This is a genomic window from Ferrovibrio sp. (assembly GCF_019636075.1).
Classification (GTDB): Bacteria; Pseudomonadota; Alphaproteobacteria; order Ferrovibrionales; family Ferrovibrionaceae; genus Ferrovibrio.
The window spans coordinates 86,011-108,206 of sequence record NZ_JAHBYG010000004.1; the positions used below are offsets into that span (position 1 = coordinate 86,011).

Annotated in this window: 18 protein-coding genes; 11 read left to right on the plus strand and 7 right to left on the minus strand. The window is 62.3% G+C overall.

Features of this window, described 5'->3' with window-relative positions; all coding sequences use genetic code 11:
• Nucleotides 1–4: 4 nt before the first annotated feature.
• The 6 genes from flgK to scpA form a co-directional block, all read right to left on the minus strand.
• Complete coding sequence (gene flgK, locus KF827_RS03280) at nucleotides 5–1,432, minus strand: flagellar hook-associated protein FlgK (protein ID WP_291000007.1); 1,428 nt, start codon at nucleotides 1,430–1,432, stop codon at nucleotides 5–7.
• 26 nt (nucleotides 1,433–1,458) lie between these two features.
• Entirely contained in the window at nucleotides 1,459–2,793 is a 1,335-nt protein-coding gene (locus KF827_RS03285) for a flagellar hook protein FlgE (protein ID WP_291000010.1), read from the minus strand.
• 422 nt (nucleotides 2,794–3,215) lie between these two features.
• Nucleotides 3,216–4,742 (minus strand): CHAD domain-containing protein, encoded by a 1,527-nt coding sequence (locus KF827_RS03290; RefSeq protein WP_291000014.1) that lies wholly within the window; start codon nucleotides 4,740–4,742, stop codon nucleotides 3,216–3,218.
• Nucleotides 4,743–4,811: 69 nt separating this feature from the next.
• The gene (locus KF827_RS03295) at nucleotides 4,812–5,216 is read right to left on the minus strand and encodes an MAPEG family protein (protein ID WP_291000023.1); all 405 of its coding nucleotides are present in this window, start codon (nucleotides 5,214–5,216) and stop codon (nucleotides 4,812–4,814) included.
• 51 nt (nucleotides 5,217–5,267) lie between these two features.
• Complete coding sequence (gene rnk, locus KF827_RS03300) at nucleotides 5,268–5,690, minus strand: nucleoside diphosphate kinase regulator (protein WP_291000026.1); 423 nt, start codon at nucleotides 5,688–5,690, stop codon at nucleotides 5,268–5,270.
• A 689-nt stretch (nucleotides 5,691–6,379) separates the two neighbouring features.
• Entirely contained in the window at nucleotides 6,380–8,548 is a 2,169-nt protein-coding gene (scpA, locus tag KF827_RS03305; RefSeq protein ID WP_291000028.1) for a methylmalonyl-CoA mutase, read from the minus strand.
• A 262-nt stretch (nucleotides 8,549–8,810) separates the two neighbouring features.
• Between scpA and KF827_RS03310 the strand changes: the two genes are divergently transcribed.
• From KF827_RS03310 to KF827_RS03355, 10 genes are all read left to right on the plus strand, one after another.
• Nucleotides 8,811–9,695: a type IV toxin-antitoxin system AbiEi family antitoxin gene (locus KF827_RS03310; protein WP_291000031.1), complete on the plus strand. Its 885-nt coding sequence runs from the start codon at nucleotides 8,811–8,813 to the stop codon at nucleotides 9,693–9,695.
• The gene (locus KF827_RS03315; RefSeq protein WP_291000034.1) at nucleotides 9,688–10,551 is read left to right on the plus strand and encodes a nucleotidyl transferase AbiEii/AbiGii toxin family protein; all 864 of its coding nucleotides are present in this window, start codon (nucleotides 9,688–9,690) and stop codon (nucleotides 10,549–10,551) included. The genes KF827_RS03310 and KF827_RS03315 overlap by 8 nt, the downstream gene beginning before the upstream one ends.
• A complete protein-coding gene (locus tag KF827_RS03320) occupies nucleotides 10,545–10,919 on the plus strand; it encodes a winged helix-turn-helix domain-containing protein (RefSeq protein WP_291000037.1) in 375 nt (124 codons plus the stop codon). The genes KF827_RS03315 and KF827_RS03320 overlap by 7 nt, the downstream gene beginning before the upstream one ends.
• An 87-nt stretch (nucleotides 10,920–11,006) precedes the next feature.
• The gene (modA, locus tag KF827_RS03325) at nucleotides 11,007–11,795 is read left to right on the plus strand and encodes a molybdate ABC transporter substrate-binding protein (RefSeq protein WP_291000040.1); all 789 of its coding nucleotides are present in this window, start codon (nucleotides 11,007–11,009) and stop codon (nucleotides 11,793–11,795) included.
• 22 nt (nucleotides 11,796–11,817) lie between these two features.
• Nucleotides 11,818–12,513: a molybdate ABC transporter permease subunit gene (gene modB, locus KF827_RS03330; protein WP_291000043.1), complete on the plus strand. Its 696-nt coding sequence runs from the start codon at nucleotides 11,818–11,820 to the stop codon at nucleotides 12,511–12,513.
• A 1-nt stretch (nucleotide 12,514) separates the two neighbouring features.
• The gene (gene modC, locus KF827_RS03335; RefSeq protein ID WP_291000047.1) at nucleotides 12,515–13,594 is read left to right on the plus strand and encodes a molybdenum ABC transporter ATP-binding protein; all 1,080 of its coding nucleotides are present in this window, start codon (nucleotides 12,515–12,517) and stop codon (nucleotides 13,592–13,594) included.
• 64 nt (nucleotides 13,595–13,658) lie between these two features.
• Entirely contained in the window at nucleotides 13,659–13,931 is a 273-nt protein-coding gene (locus KF827_RS03340) for a type II toxin-antitoxin system prevent-host-death family antitoxin (protein WP_291000050.1), read from the plus strand.
• Nucleotides 13,932–13,939: 8 nt separating this feature from the next.
• Nucleotides 13,940–14,368: a type II toxin-antitoxin system VapC family toxin gene (locus KF827_RS03345; RefSeq protein WP_291000053.1), complete on the plus strand. Its 429-nt coding sequence runs from the start codon at nucleotides 13,940–13,942 to the stop codon at nucleotides 14,366–14,368.
• Nucleotides 14,369–14,452: 84 nt separating this feature from the next.
• Nucleotides 14,453–17,296, plus strand: a complete 2,844-nt coding sequence (locus tag KF827_RS03350) for a helicase-related protein (protein ID WP_291000056.1) — start codon at nucleotides 14,453–14,455, stop codon at nucleotides 17,294–17,296.
• 310 nt (nucleotides 17,297–17,606) lie between these two features.
• Nucleotides 17,607–17,894, plus strand: a complete 288-nt coding sequence (locus tag KF827_RS03355; RefSeq protein ID WP_291000059.1) for a GIY-YIG nuclease family protein — start codon at nucleotides 17,607–17,609, stop codon at nucleotides 17,892–17,894.
• Between the two features lie 218 nt (nucleotides 17,895–18,112).
• On the opposite strand, the gene secA is transcribed toward KF827_RS03355, so the two are convergent.
• Nucleotides 18,113–20,827, minus strand: a complete 2,715-nt coding sequence (secA, locus tag KF827_RS03360; protein WP_291000062.1) for a preprotein translocase subunit SecA — start codon at nucleotides 20,825–20,827, stop codon at nucleotides 18,113–18,115.
• A gap of 157 nt (nucleotides 20,828–20,984) precedes the next feature.
• Here secA and dapE point away from each other — a divergent pair, with 157 nt between their 5' ends.
• Nucleotides 20,985–22,181, plus strand: a complete 1,197-nt coding sequence (gene dapE / locus KF827_RS03365; RefSeq protein ID WP_291000065.1) for a succinyl-diaminopimelate desuccinylase — start codon at nucleotides 20,985–20,987, stop codon at nucleotides 22,179–22,181.
• Nucleotides 22,182–22,196 lie beyond the last annotated feature (15 nt).

Consider the following 22,196-nt stretch of genomic DNA (forward strand, 5'->3'; position numbering starts at 1 on the left):
GTGATTACCTTCCGATGCTCATCAGTTCGTCGTACATGCTGATGATGCTGTTCAGCACATTGGCCAGCGCGGCATAATTGTTTTGCAGCAATTGCAGCTGCGCCAGTTCGGTATCGATATCCACGCCCTTGGTATCCTGCAGCTTGATCTCCACGGTGGATTTCAGGCTGCTGGCCGCGGCCTGATCGGTGGTGGCTTCGCTGGCGGCGCGGGCGTGATACGACAGGATGCCGCTGACCAGGCCGCTCAGCGTGGTGCTGCTTAAGCGCAAGCCGTTGGGGGCGCTGGCGGGATTGCTGGCATCGGCGGTGATCTGCGTGGTGGCCATGGCCTGCTGCACGGCGCCGGCGCGGCCGGTCAGCAGGTCGTCGGCGGTGGCGGCAACGATCAGCGAGCTGGCAATCCGTGCATCGGCCGGCGCGGTGGGATCGACCTCGAAAAACACCTCGGCATCGGCGGTGTCGGGATCGTCATAGGCGGCATTCACCACATCCATGATGTTTTGCGCCAGCGCATCCAGCTGGTTCATCATCTTGGCCAGGCCGGCGCGATTGGGGTCGCTGCTGGCAAGCGCGGCCGCGCTGGTATCCAGGAAATCCAGCTGACCCTGCAATGCGCCCCCGGCCAGGCCGGCGGTTACATCGCTGCCGCCATTGCCCGGGCCAGCATTCAGGATCGTGTTGCTATCGGCATCGTAGCGGAATGTCTGCGCCTGGGTGCCGGCCACGATCTGCACGCCATTGGCGGAATACACGCTCATCGCCCCGCGATCGTCCACCAGCACCTTGATATCGGTCTGTGCGGCGATCTTGGCCAGTTCGGCATCGCGCAGATCCTGCAGATCGGCCACGCTCTGGCCGGCATTCTGCTGCGCCACGATCTGGCTGTTCAGCGATGCGATGCGGGCGGCGGCATCGTTGATGCCGGTCAGGCCGGACTGGATGCTGTCTTGCGATGCCAGGCGCAGGCTGTTTTCCTGCGCCGCCAGCCGCGCGATTTCGCTCAGCATCTGTTTGCCGCGATTGATCACCTGGGCTTTCAGGTCGGCGGATTCCGGCGTGGCTTCCAGATCCTTCCAGGCCTGCTCGAACTGGCTGAGCGCCTGGCCCAGCGCGGTCTGGTCGCTGCTGCTCTCGGAAGCGCCCAGCAGGCCGGCCAGCTTGTTCATGTTGGCCAGTTGCGCATCGGCCAGGCCGAGGCCGGATACCGAACTGTAATAGCTCTGGCTCAGCATGCTGTCGGAAACCCGCAGGATGCTGCTTACCCGGCCGGCCATCGGCAGGCCGTTCACCGCCTGGGTGGTGAGCGTGGCATAGCGCCGCGAATAATCGGCATTCTGCGCGTTGGAGACATTGCCCGAGAGAATGGCGCTCTGGGTCTGCAAGCTGGACAGCCCGGATGTGGCAGTGCTGAGTGCGGCCGAGAGCGACATGGTTTATGCCTCCTGCTTGCGCGGCTTTAGCGGCGGATGTTGATGGTTTCCTGCAGCAGCTCGTCGGCCACCGTGATCATGCGTGCATTGGCCGAATAGGCCCGCTGCGCCACGATCATCTTGGAAAACTCTTCCGCGATATCCACGTTGGATTGTTCGATGGCGGCGGAGACCAGGCTGCCCAGGCCGCTGGAGCCAGCGGTGTTGAGCACGGCGGTGCCCGAGCCCGGGGTGGCGGCGAAGGCATTGCCGTCCACGCGGTCGAGTTCGGTGGGATCGCGGAACTTGGCCAGCGGAATCTGGAAGAACTTCTTCACATTGCCATTGTCGAAGGTGACCGAGACGAAACCGTTTTCGTCGATCGCCAGGCTTTTGAAATTGCCGCGCGGCACGCCGTTCTGCGCGATATCGTTCAGGCTCAGCGTGGTGCCGCCGAATTGCGTGGTGCCATTGGTGGAATTGAAGCTGCCGAGATCGAGGTTGATCGCCTGGCTGCTGCCATCGCCGAAGAAATCCACATTGAAACTCAGCGCGGCATCGTCGCCGGCGGCCTGGCTGCCGGGTGCGGTCAGGCCGCCGCCGCCGGTGATGGCGCCGATGGTGCCGGCATTGCCCAGGCTGCCGAAGGTGAGGCTGGCCGGGCCGAAAGTCTGCGTGGCGCCGGTATCGTCCACCGTGGAGATGGTGACTTCCCATTCATTGGCGGCGTTGCGGGTCCAGGTCAGATCCAAGGTGCGGGCATTGCCCAGCGCGTCGTAAACCTGGATCGAATTGGCCGCCAGGGTGGCCGGCAGGTTGCCGCTGGTATCCAGGGCATTGGCCGGCAGGATGGCGGAATATTCGATATTGCTGGTGGCCACCGGCGCATCCAGCAGATCGGATACCCGCACCTCGCTGGTGGCCGAGGTATCCACCACGCCGGTGGTGGGGTCCACCGTCCAGCCCTGCAGGTAATAGCCTGAGGAATTGACCAGATAGCCGGCCGAGTTCTGCGTGAAATCGCCCAGCCGCGTGTAATACGACGTATCCTCGAAAATCGTGTTGCCGGTGGTGGGGTCGATGCCGATGGCGCGCGATACCGGGATGAAGCCGTCGCCGGAAACCGCCACCGAGGTAGTGGAACTCACCTGCGCGATGGCGCCCTGGGCGTTGTTGGCGAAGAACGGACGGTTCTGCACGCCGCCGGGCGAATGGGTGTTCGCCTGGGCGCTGGATTGCGTCACCAGCGTGGAAAAGCGCGATTCCACCTTCTTGTAGCCGGGCGTGCTGGCATTGGCGACGTTGTCGGAAATATAGCCGATGGCGGTGGCCTGGCCGTTGAGGCCGGAAATCGCGCTTTGCAGGGCGGCAGAGATCGACATGGTGGGCTCCTGGTTCCGATGGGTTGTCTCGGCAGCCGCAGGAGCAAAAGCCATGCCAATATAGGAAAATATACTTAAGTATTTGACTGTTTAAGAGAAATTGCCAATAGGTTAACAGCTTTAACCAAAACGGGTATGCTTGCAGCGGCAAGTTTTGCCCGGCAAAAACGCCTAAGTGACAGAATTTGCATGGTTTATTTCAATTTACCATAGCCAGTTACAAAACTGGCCGAAATCCGATTCGCCAGGCTGCTCCACCTTTAGGCGTGAAGTGTTATTACGGGATGGAACAAAATTGGGGGGAGCAAAGCTGTTGCAGGCTGTAATATTGCGACAATATAGCGCCGGCCAGGCAATATTATTCGCTTATTGTTCTTTTGGGGGTGGCGCCAGTTATTCCAGTGCCGTTATTCCGGTGCCAGTTATTCAGGGGGCAGGGCGGCTTTCCAGAACGGCTTCAGCTCGGCATAGGCTTCCCAGGCGGCGGGCAGGCCGGCCAGCTGGCCATGCTGGCGGGCGGCGAACCAGCCGGCGATGGCCGCCGCCACGGGGTCTTCCGCCGGCATGCCCAGCAGGTTACGCAGCAATTGCGCCCCCACCGCGGCGTCGTTCAGCGCGCCCAGCGCATCCTGCAGGCGGGCCAGGCCCTGGGCATGGCGGCGGGCGGATTTGCTCCTGCCCTTGAAAAGCGGCCGGTAGAATTCCACGGCGTAACGCAGCTTCTTGGCCAGGATGCGCAATTCATGCAATTCGGCTTCGCTGCATTCGCCCAGGCGGCGACCGAGCTTTTTCAATTTGCGGCGGCGGCGTTGCAGCAGCAGGGCGGCATGCTGCAGGGCGGGCGGCGGTTCGGTTGCGGGCGGCTGGTGGCATAACGCCTCCAGCGCCAGGCGCAGGCGGGTGAAGCGCGGGCTACGGAAAGCCGATAGCAGGGCCTGCTGCGCGGCGGCGCGTTTTTCATCCAGATGGATCGCCAGATCGTGCAGCCCCTGCAGATCGGGCAGCGCCCGGCGCAGCGGCGCCAGGGTTTCCTCCACGAATACGTCAAGGTCGCGGCGGCGGCCCAGCGGTGCGTTCAGCCAGGCCAGTTCGGCGCGGACGGTCTGCACGGCATCGGCCGGCAGCAGGCCGCGATGCAGCGCCAGCACCGAACGCAGGCGCCGCAGCGCCACGCGCATCTGATGCACGCCTTCGCTGTCTTGCGCCGCCAGCAGGCAGCTTATGTTGCCATCAACCTGCGCCAGCGCATGGCGCAGCATGGCGCAACAGGCGCTCAGCGCATCCAGTTCGTGCAGGTTTTCCGGCTGCGGCAGCGCCAGCGGAATCTGGTTGGCCCAGAGCGGCTTGTTCGGCACCAGGCCAAGCTGCTGCGCCAATTGCACCAGCGGATGCGCGCCATCCCAATACAACATGCAGGTTTCGGTAAGCTGCGTCGCCAGCCCGAGGCTGTTTGTGCGCGGGCCGTCGATCTGCACGGCGTGATACTGCCGGCCCTCCAGGGTGATCGCATGCAGGGTGATGGCATGCGGCTGCGGGCTGGCGGAATCCGGCAGGCTGCAAGATTCGCTGATCAAGGTGCCGCGTGCCAGGATTTGCAATGCGCCCAGATCCTCGATCATTGGCGGATCGGGCAAGGCCGGCAGCAAGGGCAGCAACAGCGGTGTGTCGTCGATGGCGGCGCAAAGCCAGCCGGCCTGGCGCAGATTGCCCTCGGCGGTATCCAGCAGCCGCAGCACATGGCTGCGTTTGCGCCAGCGCCGGGCTTTACCGGTTTTCAGGCCGGGCTTGGTTTTCAGGCCGGGCTTGGTTTTCAGAACAGGCCTGGTTTTCAGAACAGGACTGGTTTTCAGGGCCTGAAGATCGGCTGCCGCTTTCTTGCCAATGCTTGCCAAACGCAGAAACAGCGCCGGATCGGCGCTGAGGGCAGGTGCTTCGGCATCGGCTGGCATGGCGGCGAAGTCTAACCCGCCGCCATGGCCAGCGGCAATCGCGCGAAATATTGCAGTTTTATGAAACCATCACGTGATGGCCAGATAGAGCAGCCAGGCGCTGGCGATCAACAACACCAGGAAGGTGAGCAGCACACCCGCCGCCCGGCCGGCCGAAGCCCCGGCGCTCTGGCTATAGCCGATGGCATGGGCCAGACGGCTCAGCACCAGAGCCGCACCCAGCCCATGCAGCGCCAAGGCGGGCGCGCCGGCCAATTCCAGCAACGCCAGCAGCAGCAGCGTGAGCGGCACGTATTCCACGAAATTCGCCTGCACGCGGACGGCGCGGTTCAACTCGCCATGGCCGCCATCGCCGATCCCTACCTTGTATTTATTGCGCAGCAGCACAACGCGCACAGACAGCACAAGCAGCAGCAATCCGCACAAGGCGGCATAAAGCGGCGCGGCATAAAGCGGCAGGGTGGTGATCGACATGGCAGATGGCTCCGGGCCTGGGGTGAATCCGGCGCAGTCTAACCCAAGCGATCAAACATCGTAACGCCCCTCGCGCTCGGGCTGATAGGCCACCTTGTGCAGGGTGATGGCGCGGCGCTGGCCGCTGGGCATCGACCAGGCGATGCTCTGGCCTTCGCGCAGGCCGATCAACGCCGCGCCCACCGGCGTGCCCACCGATATCTTGGCCGATTCCAGATCGGCTTCGTCGGGCCAGACCAGGCTCAGCCAATGCGGCTTGCGGCTATGCTCGTAGCCGAACACCAGATGGCTGCCCATGGTGGCCACGTCGGCCGGCACCGATTGCGGCGGCACCAGGCTGGCGCGGTTGAGTTCGCTATCCAGCATGTCGGCCACATTGGGCTGGCGCGGCTTCAGGCTCTGCGCCAGGGCGAATAGCCGCTCGAAATCCGGCTCGGTAACGATGATGGCGGGGCGGGGATGTAAAAAGCTCATGGCAATACTCCGGTAATTTGGGCTCAGGCAGCATGCGCTGCATGAAAAATCGAAAGGATGGGATTTTTAAGATTTAGCCCCGGGGCAGAGCGCGAAAATCGCGCGTGCGTGTCCGGGGCCTAGCGGCCTGCATGCAGGCGGCTGGCTCGGCAGAAAGACGCAATGAGGCCGGCGCGGTTCATGCCATCAATATGGGCATGCAGGTACTGAAGCGCAAGGGGTGATGGAAACGAGAGAGGTCGTCATGCCCGGACTTGTTCCGGTGGTCCATCTTTCAGCATTTATGTTGCATCAGGCATAGACCCTCGCAACAAGTGCGAGGGTGACGGTGGGTGGAAATCTCAGCCCCATCCGTCATGCCCGGGCTTGTTCCGGGCATCCATCGTTGGGCACCCACGCTGTGTCCGGCATGGACCCAATCTCCCACAGCGTCACCACCGGATTTATTCCGGTGGTCCATCTTTCAGCTTACGGGTTGTTTCTGGCATGGACCCTCGCAACAAGTGCGAGGGTGACGGTGGGTGGAAATCTCAGCCCCATCCGTCATGCCCGGGCTTGTTCCGGGCATCCATCGTTGGGCATCCACGCTATGTCCGGCATGGATCCTCGGAATAAATCCGAGGGTGACGGAAAACAAAGAATATCGGGCATGGACCCTCGCAACACAGGCGAGGGGATTGCCTGCGAAATTACGCCGCCTGCGTCTTGCTGCGGCGGTCGCGCACCAGGCGCATGATTTCCGCCGCCGAGGCCGGAATATTGGTACCCGGGCCGAAGATCGCCGCCACGCCGGCATTGCGCAGGTAATCGTAATCCTGCGGTGGAATCACGCCGCCGCAGATCACGATGATGTCGTCGGCGCCCTGGTCGCGCAACGCCTTGATCAGCGCCGGCACCAGGGTCTTATGCCCGGCGGCGAGGCTGGATACGCCCACCACATGCACGTCGTTGTCGATGGCATCGCGGGCGCCTTCCTCGGGCGTCTGGAACAACGGGCCCACGTCCACGTCGAAGCCCAGATCGGCATAGGCGGTGGCCACCACCTTGGCGCCGCGATCATGGCCGTCCTGGCCCAGTTTCAGCACCAGCATGCGCGGCCGGCGGCCTTCCTCGGCGGCGAAGGCCTCGATCTCGCGTTGGATGCGCTGAAAGCCTTCATCGCCTTCATAGGCCGCGCCATACACGCCGCTGATCGAGCGGATGGTGGCCTGATGGCGGCTGAACACGCGCTCCATGGCATCCGACATTTCACCAACGGTCACGCGCGCCCGCGCCGCGTCCACGCAGAGCGCCAGCAGATTGGCATTGCCGGCGGCGCCGTCTTCCAAAGCCTTGATGGCGGCGTCCGCCTTGGCCTTGTCGCGTGTGTTGCGGATGGTGCTGAGGCGCGCCACCTGCTGTTCGCGCACGCGGGTATTGTCCACTTCCAGCAGATCGGGCACATCCTGCGTGGGGGCGCGATACTTGTTCACGCCCACGATCACATCCTCGCCCTTATCCACCCGGGCCTGGCGGCGCGCGGCGGCTTCCTCGATGCGCAGCTTGGGCATGCCGCTTTCCACCGCCTTGGTCATGCCGCCCATGGATTCCACTTCCTGGATCAACGCCCAGGCATGTTCGGCCAGCGCATGGGTCAGCGCCTCCACGTAATACGAACCCGCCAGCGGATCGACCACCTTGGTCACGTAGGTCTCTTCCTGGATGATGAGCTGCGTGTTGCGCGCGATGCGGGCGGAGAATTCGGTGGGCAGCGCGATGGCTTCGTCCAGCGCATTGGTATGCAGCGATTGCGTGCCGCCCAGCACGGCGGCAAGCGCCTCCACGGCGGTGCGCACCACGTTGTTATAGGGATCCTGCTCGGTCAGCGAAACGCCCGAAGTCTGGCAATGGGTGCGCAGCATCAGCGAGCCCGGCTTCTTCGGATTGAACTCTTTCATGATGCGATGCCAGAGCAGGCGCGCGGCGCGCAGCTTGGCCACTTCCATGAAGAAGTTCATGCCGATGGCGAAGAAGAAACTCAGGCGGCCGGCAAAGGCATCCACATCCAGGCCGCTATTGATGGCGGTGCGCACATATTCCAAACCATCGGCGAGCGTGAAGGCCAGCTCCTGCACGGCGGTGGCGCCGGCTTCCTGCATATGATAGCCGGAAATCGAGATCGAATTGAATTTCGGCATATTCTGCGCGGTATAGCCGATGATGTCGGCGATGATGCGCATGCTGGGCGCGGGCGGATAGATATAGGTGTTGCGCACCATGAATTCCTTCAGAATGTCATTCTGAATGGTGCCCGAAAGTTTGTCCGGCGAAACGCCCTGTTCCTCGGCGGCCACGATATAACAGGCCAGCACCGGCAGCACGGCGCCGTTCATGGTCATCGACACGCTCATCTTGTCGAGCGGGATGCCGTCGAACAGGATTTTCATGTCCTCGACGGAATCAATCGCCACGCCGGCCTTGCCCACATCGCCCACCACGCGGGGATGGTCGCTGTCGTAACCGCGATGGGTGGCGAGATCGAAGGCCACGCTCACACCCTGCTGGCCGGCGGCGAGATTTTTGCGATAGAAGGCGTTGGATTCCTCGGCGGTGGAAAAGCCGGCATATTGCCGGATGGTCCAGGGCCGATTGGCATACATGGTGGCGCGCACGCCGCGGGTGAAGGGCGCCTGGCCGGGCAGGCCGGTGGCCTCCATGCCCTCCAGATCGGCCGCCGTATAAAGCGGCTTCACCGCGATGCCTTCGGGGGTTTCCCAAATAAGTTGCGAAAGCGGCTTGTCGCCCAATTCCCTGGCGGCCAGCTTTGCCCAGGCCTCAGGAAAACTGGCGTCTGGAAATTGAACGGTCTTCTCGGTCATAATCGGCCCCACCCGACATTATTTTGCATTGCAACAGCCAGTATGCGCCGGTTTGGCCCAGTGTCAAATGGGGGTGGGTTGTGCGAGTCTTGTTGTTGTTTTTTGCTTGCCGGTACGGCAAGACTTCTCTTGGAAGGACGGCACAAATCGAAAATTAGGAATTAACAGAAAAGCATTGACATTGGACGTATATATCCTGTAAACGTCAGAGACGTTTACAGGATATATACGTCCATATATAAAATCATCTGAAGAACATCCTATGCAGCGTCCGCAGAGAATTCGGTCATCGAGCCTGAGCCGGGCGGCGCAGAGTATAGCCGAACAGCTTGCAAAAATGCGCTTGCCGATTGTTTCGCGGCATATGCTTTATGGATTGATAGCCAATCTGTTTGAAAATCGCGAAGGGCTTTATCTGCGTGGCCCGCAAATGAGCCAGGCGGAATATACGCGCTTCAGAAAAGCACTACTGGCCGCGCGGATCATAGCAAACGATCCGGATTATCGCGGGCTGGCCTTCCGGGTGCTTTCGGTATCGGATGCCCCGGCTGACGAGATTTGCTGCCTCGTCGATCCCACATGCCATGTTTCGTATCTATCCGCGATGCAGCGCTATGGTTTGACGGACCGAAGGCCGGAAAGCTTGCAGATATCGCGGCCGAAGCCGAATCCGGCCCATGCAAAGAAAAGCCAGGAAGAACGGCTTATTCCGTTTCCTCAGGCCATCAAGCATCCCGAAACGGTTCGGGGCCGCAAGATCGCCCTTTATGAATTCAGCGGCCAGGCACAAACAATCACCTTGCGCGGCACCAGAACCAGAATTGTGTCGATAGGACGGTGTTTCGTGGACATGCTGCTGGAACCGCAAAGATGCGGCGGCATGCAGCATGTGCTTGCCGTCTGGGGGGAACATGCCGCGCGTTTCAAGTCCGAGATCATCCAGGAAGTGGAGAGCCTTGGCAAAGCGGCGATAAAAGTGAAGGCGGGTTACATCCTTGAAGAACGCATGGGTTTGCAGGATGCGGCTTTCACCCATTGGCAAAAGCTTGCCAGCACGCAAAGCTGGGGCAGCCTCGATGCGGATGCGCCGGTAGATCCGCTGCAGGACATCAGATCGCACCGCTGGGAAATCACCATAAATGCCTGAGCCGAAAATCGCCGATATACAGGCATGGTCGGAAAAGGTCCGGGATGACCCGGTTGCTTATTTGCAACGCCAGGCAACGGAAATCATCCTGGATGCCATGGCACATACGGATGGTTTGCGCGAAAGGGTGTTTCTCAAAGGCGGTACATTGATGGGGTTGCTGTATGGCAGTCCGCGCCAAACCGGCGATCTGGATTTCTCCACGGATATCAAGGCCGCCGATCTGCCTGGGACTTTCTTTCGAGCCGAGCTGGAGCCGCAATTTTTAACATCCGCTATCCGGCTCGGCATGCCGGATATATTGGTCAATGTACAATCCGTGACCCACAAGCCGAGAAAAGATGGCTTTGCCGAAAAACGCTTTCCCGCATTTGAAATCAAATTTGGCTATGCCTTACGCGGGGGCCCGGAGGAAAGGCGACTTCAGGAGCGCCAAGCCACGACCGTTATAGCCGCGGATATAAGCTTCAATGAACCGATCGGCGCTACCCAACCTGTGCGGTTGGGCATGGATGGCAGCATCATTATGGTCTATTCCTTATTAGATCTCGTAGCCGAGAAATTTCGGGCGTATTTGCAGCAGATTCATCGACAACGGTCGCGGCGGCAGGATATTTACGACCTGCATTATCTGTTGCGTACCTATGATGTGGATAAGGCTGCTCTGCTCGCATTAATTAGAGAGAAGTGCTTGGCCAGGGATATTTCACCCAACAGAAGCTCCCTTATCGAACCCGGCTTGATGCAGAATGCGCAAAAAGAATGGAATACGATGAAACTGGAAATCGGCGATTTGCCAGATTTCAAAACCTGCTTCGAGCCCGTTAACGCTTTCTATCGGTCATTGCCATGGTGAAGAAACTTACCAAAACCCCCGGCAGCGCCCTCCGCCTGCGGGTGCATCTGGATGCCGAGGCGTTTTTGGGGCCGGGCAAGGCCGATCTGCTGGAAGGCATCGCCGCAACCGGGTCGATTGCGGCCGGCGGGCGGCGGCTGGGCATGAGTTACAAGCGCGCCTGGCTGCTGGTGGAAACCCTGAACGGCTACTTCGCCGAGCCGCTGGTAACGGCCGCAACCGGCGGCAAGGCCGGCGGCGGCGCGCAGCTGACCAGGCTGGGCCAGGAGGTGCTGGCCCGCTATCGTGCCATGCTGGCCGCCAGCGAAGCCGCCTGCGCCAAGGATATCGCCGCCCTGCGCAAGCTGCGCGCGAAAAAAACCCGGTAACGCTTATTCGATATGGTTTTTAGGCTATAACGCTTGAGCTTGCCGTCGGTCTGCCGTTATAGTTTTTGAAACATAACGGAGATGGATATGCTGCGCCGCCGCTTTTTTGCTTTCATGCTTGTTGCCGGTCTTGCCTTGCCCCAGGCCGTCCAGGCCCAACAGACCGGGGCTCAGGATCTGCTGATTTTCGCCGCCGCCAGCCTGAAGAACGCGCTGGAAGAGATTCATGGCGCGGAAAACGTGGCAGCCAAGGTGTCGTTCGCCGCATCCTCTGCGCTGGCCAAGCAGGTCGAGGCCGGTGCGCCCGCCGATATCTTCATTTCCGCCGATATTCCCTGGATGGATTATCTCGACGAGCGCAAGCTGGTGAGGCCCGGCACGCGGTCTTCGCTGCTGGGCAACAAGCTCTCCCTGGTGGCGGCAGCCGATAGCAAGCTGGCCATCGATCTCAAGCCCGGCGCCGATCTGGCCGCCCTGCTCGGCAAGGATGGCCGGCTGGCTGTGGGCCAGGTGGAAAGCGTGCCGGCCGGCAAATACGCCAAGGCGGCTTTGACCGAATTGAAACTCTGGCCCAGCGTGGAAAGCCGCCTGGCGCAAGCCGATAGCGTGCGTGCGGCGCTGGCCCTGGTGGCGCGCGGCGAAACCCCGCTGGGTATCGTTTACCGCACCGATGCGGCGGCCGATGCCAAGGTGAAGGTGATCGCCGATTTCCCCGAAAACACCCATCCGCCGATCATCTATCCGGCTGCCGCCCTGGCGGCTTCCAAGCATCCGGGCGCGGAAGCCTATCTGGCCAAGCTGCGTTCGGCCAAGGCGACGGCGATTTTCGTCAAGCATGGCTTTACCGTGCTGCCGGCGGCGGCCAAGATCAACTGAACGAGGCAATTCGGTTGATCTTGTGTTGAGTCTGAGCCCGGAAGAAACCACGGCCCTGCTGTTGAGCCTGAAGGTGGCCGGCACCGCCACCTTCGCCAGCCTGCCTTTCGGGCTGTGGATCGCCTGGCTGCTGGCGCGCAAGGATTTTCCCGGCAAGGCGGTGCTGGATGCCGTGGTGCATCTGCCGCTGATCCTGCCGCCTGTCGTGACTGGTTATGTGCTGTTGCTGCTGTTCGGCCGCAAGGGCTGGCTGGGCGCGCCGCTGAGCGAATATTTCGGCATCGTGTTTGCCTTCCGCTGGACCGGCGCGGCTTTGGCCTGCGCGGTGATGGGCTTTCCGCTGCTGGTGCGCGCGCTGCGATTGTCGTTCGAAGCGGTGGATCGCAAGCTGGAACAGGCCGCCGGCACTTTGGGTGCGCCGCCCTGGGCGGTGTTTGTCACCGTAACCCTGCCCCTGTTGTTGCCGGGCCTGCTGGCCGGGCTGGTGCTCAGCTTCGCGCGCGCGGTGGGCGAGTTCGGCGCAACGATCACCTTTGTCTCCAATATTCCCGGCGAGACGCAAACCCTGCCCACCGCGATCTACACCTTCCTGCAAATTCCCGATGGCGACGGTCCGGCCCTGCGCCTGGTGCTGATCTGCGTGGCCTTGGCGGTGAGCGCGCTGCTGCTCAGCGAATGGCTGTCGCGTCTGGCCGCCAAACGCATCGAGGGTGGTTGAGATGAGTCTGCAGGTGGATATCCAGCACAGCCAGGGTGCCTTCGATCTCGCCCTGCGGTTTGAATGCGGCGCCGGAATCACGGCTTTGTTCGGCCGTTCGGGCGCGGGCAAAACCACGCTGATCGATCTGATCGCCGGCCTGCGCCGGCCGCAGCAGGGCCGTATCGCCGTGGCCGGCCGCGTGCTGGTGGATACCGCGCAAGGCATCTTCCTGCCGCCGCATAAACGCAGCCTGGGCTATGTGTTTCAGGAAGCGCGGCTGTTTCCCCATCTGGATGTGCGCAGCAACCTGCTGTATGGCCGCCGCTTCGCCGATGGCCTGCGGCTGCGCCATGATGGTTTCGACGAAACCGTGGCCATGCTGGGGCTGGAGCCGCTGCTGGCGCGGCGGCCGGGCAAATTATCCGGCGGCGAAAAGCAACGCGTGGCGATCGGGCGGGCGTTGCTGGCGCGGCCGCGCCTGCTGTTGATGGACGAACCCCTGGCCTCGTTGGATGCGGCGCGCAAAGCGGAAATCCTGCCCTATATCGAGCGCCTGCGCGACGCGGCGAAGATTCCCATCGTCTATGTCAGCCATGCTTTGCCCGAGGTGATGCGGCTGGCCGATCATCTGGTGCTGCTGGGCGCCGGGCGGGTGCAGGCCGATGGCAAGCCGGCCGAACTGGCGGCGCGGCTGGATCTGCCGCTGCTCGGCGGCGGCGAGGATGCCGGCGCGCTGCTGGAAGGCAGCTTGGTTGATCATCTGCCCGCCCATGGCCTCAGCCGCGTGCGCAGTCAGGCCGGGGATCTGCTGCTGCCGAAAATCGATCTGCCGGCGGGCAGCATGTTGAAGCTGCGCATTCCCGCCCGCGATGTAACACTGTTTCTGCAACCGCCCGAGGGCAGTTCGGCGCTCAATCTGTTGCGCGGCCGGGTGGTGGAAATGCTGCCCCATGGCGATACCGCGATGGATGTGCGGCTGGATTGCAACGGCGTGGCCTTGCTGGCCCGCATCACGCGGTATTCCGCCGAACGCATGCAACTGGCGCCGGGCGCGGAGGTCTGCGCCGCCATCAAGAGCGTGGCGATGGACCGGGGTTGATTCTGACTAGAATTATGACCATAATTATGGTCATAAATAGGGTCATAATTTCCCGGAGGCGCCCATGGCAAATTACGGCGTGGCCGAAGCCAAGGCCAAGTTCAGCGAATTGATCGATCGCGCCCAACAAGGCGAGACAATCGTGATCCTGCGCCATGGCAAGCCGGTCATCCGCTTTACCCCGGAGCCGGCGGCAGAAGAGCAGCAGAACACCGCCCCCAAGGTGCCCGGCAAGGTAGATGTGGCGGCTTTGCGCAAGGGATTGGTGAAGCAGCGCAAAGGGGCGCTAAGCGCCGTTGAAGCCGTGCGCCGCATGCGCAATGAACAGCGGTTCTGATCGACCGGATGCAGCGGCCCATCTATCTCGACACCAATATCGTGCTGTCACTGTTTCTGGCCGAAGCGCAATCCGAAGAATCCATCACCTGGCTGGAACAGCAGGATACCGGCGCGCTTTGGATCAGCGGCTGGGTGCAGATGGAATATCTGGATGTGCTTGGCCGTAAAATCCGCCGCGGCGATATCACCCGCCGCGATGCCGTGACTGCAAGGGAAAGTTTTCTGCTGTGGCAAAATCAGATTGCCGGCTTGGTGAGAATCCAGAGCGATGTGTTTCCGATTGCCAGCGCCATGCTTGAAACCTTTGATGGCGGCCTGACCGCGCCCGACGCCCTGCATCTGGCGATTTGCGCCCGCCATGATCTGGCGCTGAAAACCTATGACCGGGATTTGGCGAAAATCGCCCGCAAATACGGCATCGCCAGCAGCCGCTAGAACACTTCCCGGCGCGACGGCGGGCCTTTAAAATGCCGCGAGAGTGCGTATGGGGTTTTCCATGATTTCGCTTGCGGCTCCGCCATGAACATGCAGGCACCTGTGGTGGCCTCGGCAGGGCGCGTGCTGTGCGTGCTGGGCCCCACCAATACCGGCAAGACCCATCTGGCCGTAGAGCGCCTGCTGGCGCATCGCAGCGGCATCATCGGCCTGCCATTGCGGCTGCTGGCGCGTGAGATTTATGACCGCGCGGTGGCGCTGAAAGGCCCGGACCGCGTGGCCCTGGTGACGGGCGAAGAGAAGATCGTGCCGCCGCGCGCCATGTGGTTCGTCTGCACGGTGGAGGCGATGCCGCTGGATCGCTCCTACGATTTCCTCTGCGTGGATGAAATCCAGCTTTGCGGCGACCCCGAACGCGGCCATGTGTTCACCGAACGCCTGCTGCATGCGCGCGGGCGCGAGGAAACCATGTTCCTCGGCGCCGATACCATGCGGGCCTTGATCCGCCGCCTGGTGCCGGCGGCGGAATTCATCGCAAGGCCGCGCTTGTCGGCATTGGAATATGCCGGGCCGAAAAAATTGTCGCGGCTGCCCAAGCGTTCCGCCGTGGTGGCATTCTCGGCGGGCGATGTGTATGCGATTGCCGAATTGCTGCGGCGCCAGCGCGGCGGCGCGGCCGTTGTGCTGGGTGCGCTCAGCCCGCGCGCCCGCAATGCCCAGGTGGCGCTGTTTCAGAACCGCGATGTGGAAGTGATGGTGGCGACAGATGCCATCGGCATGGGCCTCAATCTCGATATCGAGCATATGGCCTTCGCCGAGACCAGCAAGTTCGACGGCCATGCCATCCGCAATCTCACGCCGGGCGAGATGGGGCAGATTGCCGGCCGCGCCGGGCGCCATATGCGCAACGGCACATTCGGCGTCACCAACAATCCCCATGACGGCGCCATGGCGGAGATTCCGCCGGAGTTGATCCAGCGGATCGAGGAACACCGTTTCGATCCGGTGCCGGCCGCGCGCTGGCGCAATTACGATCTGGATTACCGCAGCCCGGAACGATTGCTGCGCAGCCTGGAGGCGCCGCCGCCGCGCGAGGGCCTGATCCGCGCCCGCGATGCCGAGGATTACCTGGCGCTGAAACTGCTGCTGCAGGACGAGGAAATCCGTAACCGCGCCAGCAACAGGGATCGCATCGACCTGCTCTGGCAGGTCTGCGCCATCCCGGATTTCCGCAAAAGCCTGTTCGATGGCCATGTGCGCCTGCTGGCTCGGATTTATGGCCATCTCTGCGACGATGGCGGGAAATTGCCGCGCGACTGGGTTGCCGGCCAACTGGCCCGGATCGACCGCGTGGACGGCGATATCGATACGCTTTCGGCGCGACTAGCGCATATTCGTACTTGGACATACATTTCACACCGCGCTGGCTGGCTTGACGACGCCGCTCATTGGCAGGAAAACACCAGGGCGATGGAAGACAGGCTGTCGGACGCTCTGCACGAGCGGCTGACACAAAAGTTCGTGGACCGGCGGGCGGCATTCTTCGCCCGGCATCTCCACGATCCCGGCAGCCTGACAGTACGCTTGGCGGAGGACGACACGCTCATGGTTGAAGGCGAAAGCATCGGCCGTATCGAAGGATTGCGGTTCCGGCAGGCCGGGCATGAAACCGGCGAGGAGGAGCGTGCGCTGCGCGCCGCCGCCAATCATGCGCTCGGCCCGGCCCTGGAAGAACGCGCGCGCGAGATTTTGAAGCTGCCGGATGATCGCTTCGGCCTGTCGCCGGAAGGCGGCATCCTGCTGAAGGAAATTCCGGTGCATGCCCATGGCGCCGTGCTGGCGCTGCTGGTGAAGGGCCCCAGTGCGCTGGAGCCGCGTTTGCGCCTGCTGGCCGACGATGCGTTGGACGCCGAATTGCGCAAGGCGGTGGAAGAGCGGCTGCAGGGTTGGCTGGATGCCCATCTGCGCCAGCATCTGACCGATTTGTATCGCCTGCGCGATGCCGATCTGAAGGGGGCTGCGCGCGGTCTGGCCTTCCAGCTCGCCATGGAATTCGGCGCGCTGACCCGCGAAGCGGTGAACGATCTGCTGCGCAGCCTGGATCAGGCCGCCCGGCATCCGCTGCGCAAGCTGGGCGTGGTGTTCGGCGAGATGCATATCTATCTGCCCAAGCTGCTCAAGCCCAAGCCGACGCAATTGAAGACCCTGCTGTTTTCGGTGGCGCGCGAAAAAACCCCGCTGGCGCCGCCGCCGCCGGGCCTCACCTCGCTGGATATCCTCGAGCCGCGCCCCGATGCCTGGTGGCTGGCCGCCGGTTTCCTGCGGGTGGAAAACCGCGCCTACCGCCTGGACATCGTGCAGCGCGTTGCCGAAGGCTGCCGCAAGGCCGAACAGGATGCCAAGCATCCGCCGCGCCCGCTGGTGATCGCCTCGGTGCAGCCGATCAAACCGGCGGAAGCCGCGCCGGCTGAGATCACTGCCGAAACCGCGCCTGACGAAGCAGCCCCGGACGTTGTTCCGGAAGCAACCCCGGAGGCGCCGATCCTGGAAGCGGCCCCTGAAGCGATTGCCGATGCGGCTGCTGCCGATGTTGCTGAAGCCGCGCCCGAAGCGGTTGCCGATGCAGCGCCTGCCGCCGCGCCGGAAAAGCGCGCCACGCCGCGCCCCGATGGCTCTTTCCCGCCGGCGGTTGAATGGATGAATCTCGCCGGCTGCGGTGCCGAGCAATTGCGCTTGCTGCTGATCAAGTTGGGCTATCGCCCGGTGAAGCGTGCACCGGCGCCTGGCGAGCCGGAGATCGACATGTTCGTGCGCTCGGGCAAGGCGATCCAGGCCAAGCGCCAGCGCGAACAGGAACGCCGCCAACGCGACGAGGCGATCATCAAGGACAGCCCGTTTGCCGCGCTCGCCAAGCTGAAAATCCGTTAGCGGCCTTCACCGTCATGCCCGGACGTGTTCCGGGCATCCATCGTTGGGTCGCCGCGCTGTGTTAGGCATGGACCCAATCTCCCACAGCGTCACCCCCGGATTTATTCCGGGGGTCCATCTTTCAGCTTACGGGCCGTGTCGGGCATGGACCCTCGCAACAAGTGCGAGGGTGACGAAAACAAGAGAGATCGTCACGCCCGGACTAAACCCGGACTAAATATGCGCGCGACGGTTTTGGTGTTGCGCGGACTGAAATGGCCATGCCACAGTTCTTTGCCTCGGACGAACTTACCCAGCATCAAGAGGGCGCATGGCCGGTGGTTGGGTATACATCATGACCAACCAGTGTAACGGCACCCTTTATATTGGGGTTACTGCCGATTTAGCGCGGCGCGTCACCGAGCATCGCGATGGCACGGTGCAGGGCTTTACGCATCGCTATGGCTTGAAGCGGCTGGTTTATGCGGAACCCTTCGAGGATATCCGGTTAGCCATTCAGCGCGAAAAGACCATGAAGCGTTGGCCCCGGGCCTGGAAGATTCGCACCATTGAGACGCGCAATCCCGATTGGGAAGATTTGTATAGCCAGCTTATCTGAAGCCACCCGCCTGCGTTGGCTGAGGCATGGACCCTCGCAACAAGTGCGAGGGTGACGCTGGGTGGAGATCACAGCCTCACCCGTCATGCCCGGATTTATTCCGGGCATCCATCGGTGGGCAACGATGCGGCTTCAGGCATGGACCCTCGGCCAAGAGCGCTGCCTGGGCCCGAGGGTGACGGATTAAACAAGCCCTAGGATGGCGGATTAAAGCCGCGTTATTTGCCGTGGCAGTATTTGTATTTCTTGCCGGAGCCGCAGGGGCAGAGGCCGTTGCGCGGGCTGTGTTTCCAGGTCGATTCATCGGCCGGGTCGACGCGGTGCGAGCTGACCGGGCGGGCTGCCAGGGTGCCGTCCTGCGGCAGGGTCTGGCCGCTGCTATCCTCGAATGGGCCGCCGCGGCTTTCCTGCGTCAAAGGCTGCGACGGTTCGGCGAATAGGCCCTGCGGCGGCTGTTCGGGGCGGATTTCCACCCGGGCCAGCATGGCGGTGACATTCTCGCGCGTGCGCACCAGCATCTGCTCGAACAGCGCAAAAGCCTCGCGCTTGTATTCGTTGAGCGGATCCTTCTGCGCATAGGCACGCAAGCCGATGGCCTGGCGCAGGAAATCCAGGTGATGCAGATGTTCCTTCCAGCTCTGGTCGAGCACCTGCAGCAGCAGGCTGCGCTCCACCATGCGCATCAGCTCGGGGCCGAAATTGGCGGCCTTTTCGGCAAAGCGGCGATCCACGATATCGTGCAGCCGTTCGCGGATCGCCTGGTCGGCGATGCCTTCTTCCTTGGCCCAATCCACGATCGGCAGATCCAGCGCGAAGAGGCGGCGCACTTCTTCCTGCAGGCCCTCGGCATCCCACTGCTCGGCATAGGCCTTCTCGGGGATATGCTTGTCCACCAGATTGTCCACGATCTCGCGGCGCATGTCGGTGATGGTGTCGGCCACGTTGTCGGTGCCTATCAATTCGATACGCTGCTCGTAGACCACCTTGCGCTGGTCGTTCATCACATCGTCGAATTTCAGCAGGTTCTTGCGGATTTCGTAATTCCGCGCTTCCACCTTCTGCTGGGCCTTTTCCAGCGCCTTGTTGATCCAGGGATGCACGATGGCCTCGCCATCCTTCAGCCCCAGCTTGCGCAGCATGCCATCCATGCGTTCGGAGCCGAAGATGCGCAGCAGGTCGTCTTCCAGCGAGAGGAAGAATTTCGAGCCGCCGGGATCGCCCTGGCGACCGGAGCGGCCGCGCAGCTGGTTGTCGATGCGGCGGCTTTCATGGCGTTCGGTGCCCACGACGTAAAGACCGCCGGCGGCCAGAACCTTTTCCTTTTCAGCCGCTACTTCGGCGCGGATGGCGGCTTCCTTGGCGATGAAGGCATCGCCCTGCAGACCCTCGCATTCCGCCTTGATGCGCATCTCGGCATTGCCGCCGAGCTGAATATCGGTGCCGCGACCGGCCATGTTGGTGGCGATGGTCACCGCGCCCAAACGGCCGGCCTGGGCCACGATGCCGGCTTCCTGCTCGTGGAACCGCGCATTCAGCACGGCATGCTGCACATTCTTGCGCTTGAGCAGGGCCGACAGCAATTCGGATTTTTCGATGGAGACCGTGCCCACCAGCACCGGCTGGCCCTTGGCGCGGCATTGCGCGATCAGTTCGGCAATCGCCTCGAATTTTTCGGCGCCGGTGCGATAAACCTCGTCGTCTTCGTCCTTGCGCTGCACCGGCACGTTGGTGGGAATCTCCACCACGTCCAGCTTGTAGATATCGCCGAACTCGGTGGCCTCGGTGGAGGCCGTGCCGGTCATGCCGGCCAGTTTGGGATACATGCGGAAATAATTCTGGAAGGTGATCGAGGCCAGGGTCTGGTTCTCGGTCTGCACGCTGACGCCTTCCTTGGCCTCCAGCGCCTGATGCAAGCCATCGGAATAGCGCCGGCCTTCCATCATGCGGCCGGTGAATTCGTCGATGATCACCACCTTGTCGTCCTTCACGATGTAATCCACATCGCGGGAGAACAGCTTGTGTGCGCGCAAAGCCTGGTTGGCGTGGTGCACCACGGCGATATTGTCGATGTCGTAAAGCTCGGTGTCTTCCTTCAGCAGGCCGGCTTCGCGCAGCAAATCCTCGATATGGCTGGTGCCGGTTTCGGTGAAGCTGACGGCGCGCTGCTTTTCGTCCTTCTCGTAATCCTCCGGCGCCAGATGCGGAATCAGCACATTCACCTTCACATAAAGGTCGGTGGTGTCTTCCGAGGGGCCGGAGATGATCAGCGGGGTGCGCGCCTCGTCGATCAGGATCGAGTCCACTTCGTCCACGATGGCATAGGCAAACGACCGCTGCACCATGGAGTCGCGCTGGAACTTCATGTTGTCGCGCAGGTAATCGAAGCCGTATTCGTTGTTGGTGCCGTAGGTGATGTCGCAGGCATAGGCGGCGCGGCGCTCTTCGTCGTCGATGCCGTGGGTGATGATGCCGGTGGTCAGGCCCAGAAAGCCGTAAACCCGGCCCATCCATTCGGCGTCGCGGCGGGCCAGATAATCGTTCACCGTCACCACATGCACGCCCTTGCCGGGCAGCGCGTTCAGGTAGGTGGCGAGCGTGGCCACCAGGGTCTTGCCCTCGCCGGTCTTCATTTCGGCGATCTTGCCCGAATGCAGCACCATGCCGCCGATCAGCTGCACATCGTAATGGCGCTGGCCCAGCACGCGCTTGGCGGCTTCGCGCACCACCGCGAAGGCTTCCGGCAACAGGTCGTCCAGATCGGCGCCCTTAGCCAGTCTATCCCGGAATTCCGCCGTTTTAGCCGCCAAAGCGGCATCGTCCAGCTTGGCGATATCCGGTTCCAAGGCATTGATGGCCTGGACTTTTTTGGAAAAGGCCCGGACCGAGCGGTCGTTTGCCGAACCAAACAGCTTCTTGGCGAGCGCGCCGAACATGCCATACCTCTGATTGTCGGCAGGAAAATCGGGCGCAGAAAGGCCCGGGTGACAGATAAGGGGCGCATGGCCCCCTGTCAACGTATCGGGGTCAACGTATCGGGGTCAACGTATCGGGGTGCAACCGCCATTGACCATTATATGATCAAGAGGTTACATGCCGCCTTTCGCGTTGGAGATTCTGCCCGTGATCGACCCCGTAGCCTTGGCGCAAGACCTGATCCGCCGCCCCAGCATCACGCCCGCCGATGCCGGCGCGCTGGGCGTGCTGCAAACGGCGCTGGAAGGCCTGGGTTTCACCTGCCATCCTTTGCGGTTTTCCGCGCCAGGCACGCCGGATATCGACAATCTGTATGCCCGCTGGGGCAAGGGCGATCTAGGCCGGGCTGGGCGCAATTTCTGCTTTGCCGGCCATACCGATGTGGTGCCGGTGGGCGATGCCAAGGCCTGGAGCGTGGATCCCTTCGGCGCCGAAATCCAGGCCGGCCGGCTTTATGGCCGGGGCGCCGCCGATATGAAATCGGCGATTGCCGCCTTTACGGCCGCCGCCGAGGGTTTCCTGGCCGCCCGTCCGGGCTTCGAGCATACGATCAGCCTGCTCATCACCGGCGACGAGGAAGGCCCGGCCATCAACGGCACGGCCAAGGTGCTGGACTGGCTGGCCGAACGCAAAGAGACGCTGGATGCCTGCGTGGTGGGCGAACCCACCAATCCGCTGCGCCTGGGCGACATGATCAAGATCGGCCGGCGCGGCTCGCTGAATGCACGCATCACCGTGCATGGCATGCAGGGCCATGTCGGCTATCCGCATCTGGCGGATAATCCGATCCCGCGCCTGATCGATATCCTGGCCGCGCTGAAACGCCGCCGGCTGGATAGCGGCAATGCGCATTTCGAGCCGAGCAATCTGGAAATCGTGACGGTGGATGTGGGCAATGCCGCCACCAACGTGATTCCCGCCGCCGCCCATGCCGCCGTGAATATCCGCTACAACACCGAACATACGGCTTCGCAATTGCGCGCCTGGATCGAAAGCTGCTGCCGGCTCGGCGGCGGCTTCGACGATGGCCGCGTGGAGGTTGTGTTTCAGGAAAGCGCCAATCCGTTCATCACCAAGCCCGGCGCCTTCGTGCAGGCGATGGCCGAGGCGGTGGAAGCCATCACCGGCAAGGCGCCGGAATTGTCCACCACCGGCGGCACGTCGGATGCGCGTTTCATCCAGGCCTATTGCCCGGTGATCGAATTCGGCCTGGTGGGGCAGACCATGCACAAGGTGGATGAAAACTCCCTGGTGGCGGATATCCGCGCTTTAACCGAAATCTATCGCGGCATGCTGGAGCGTTATTTCGCCTAAGGTCATATGCGAATC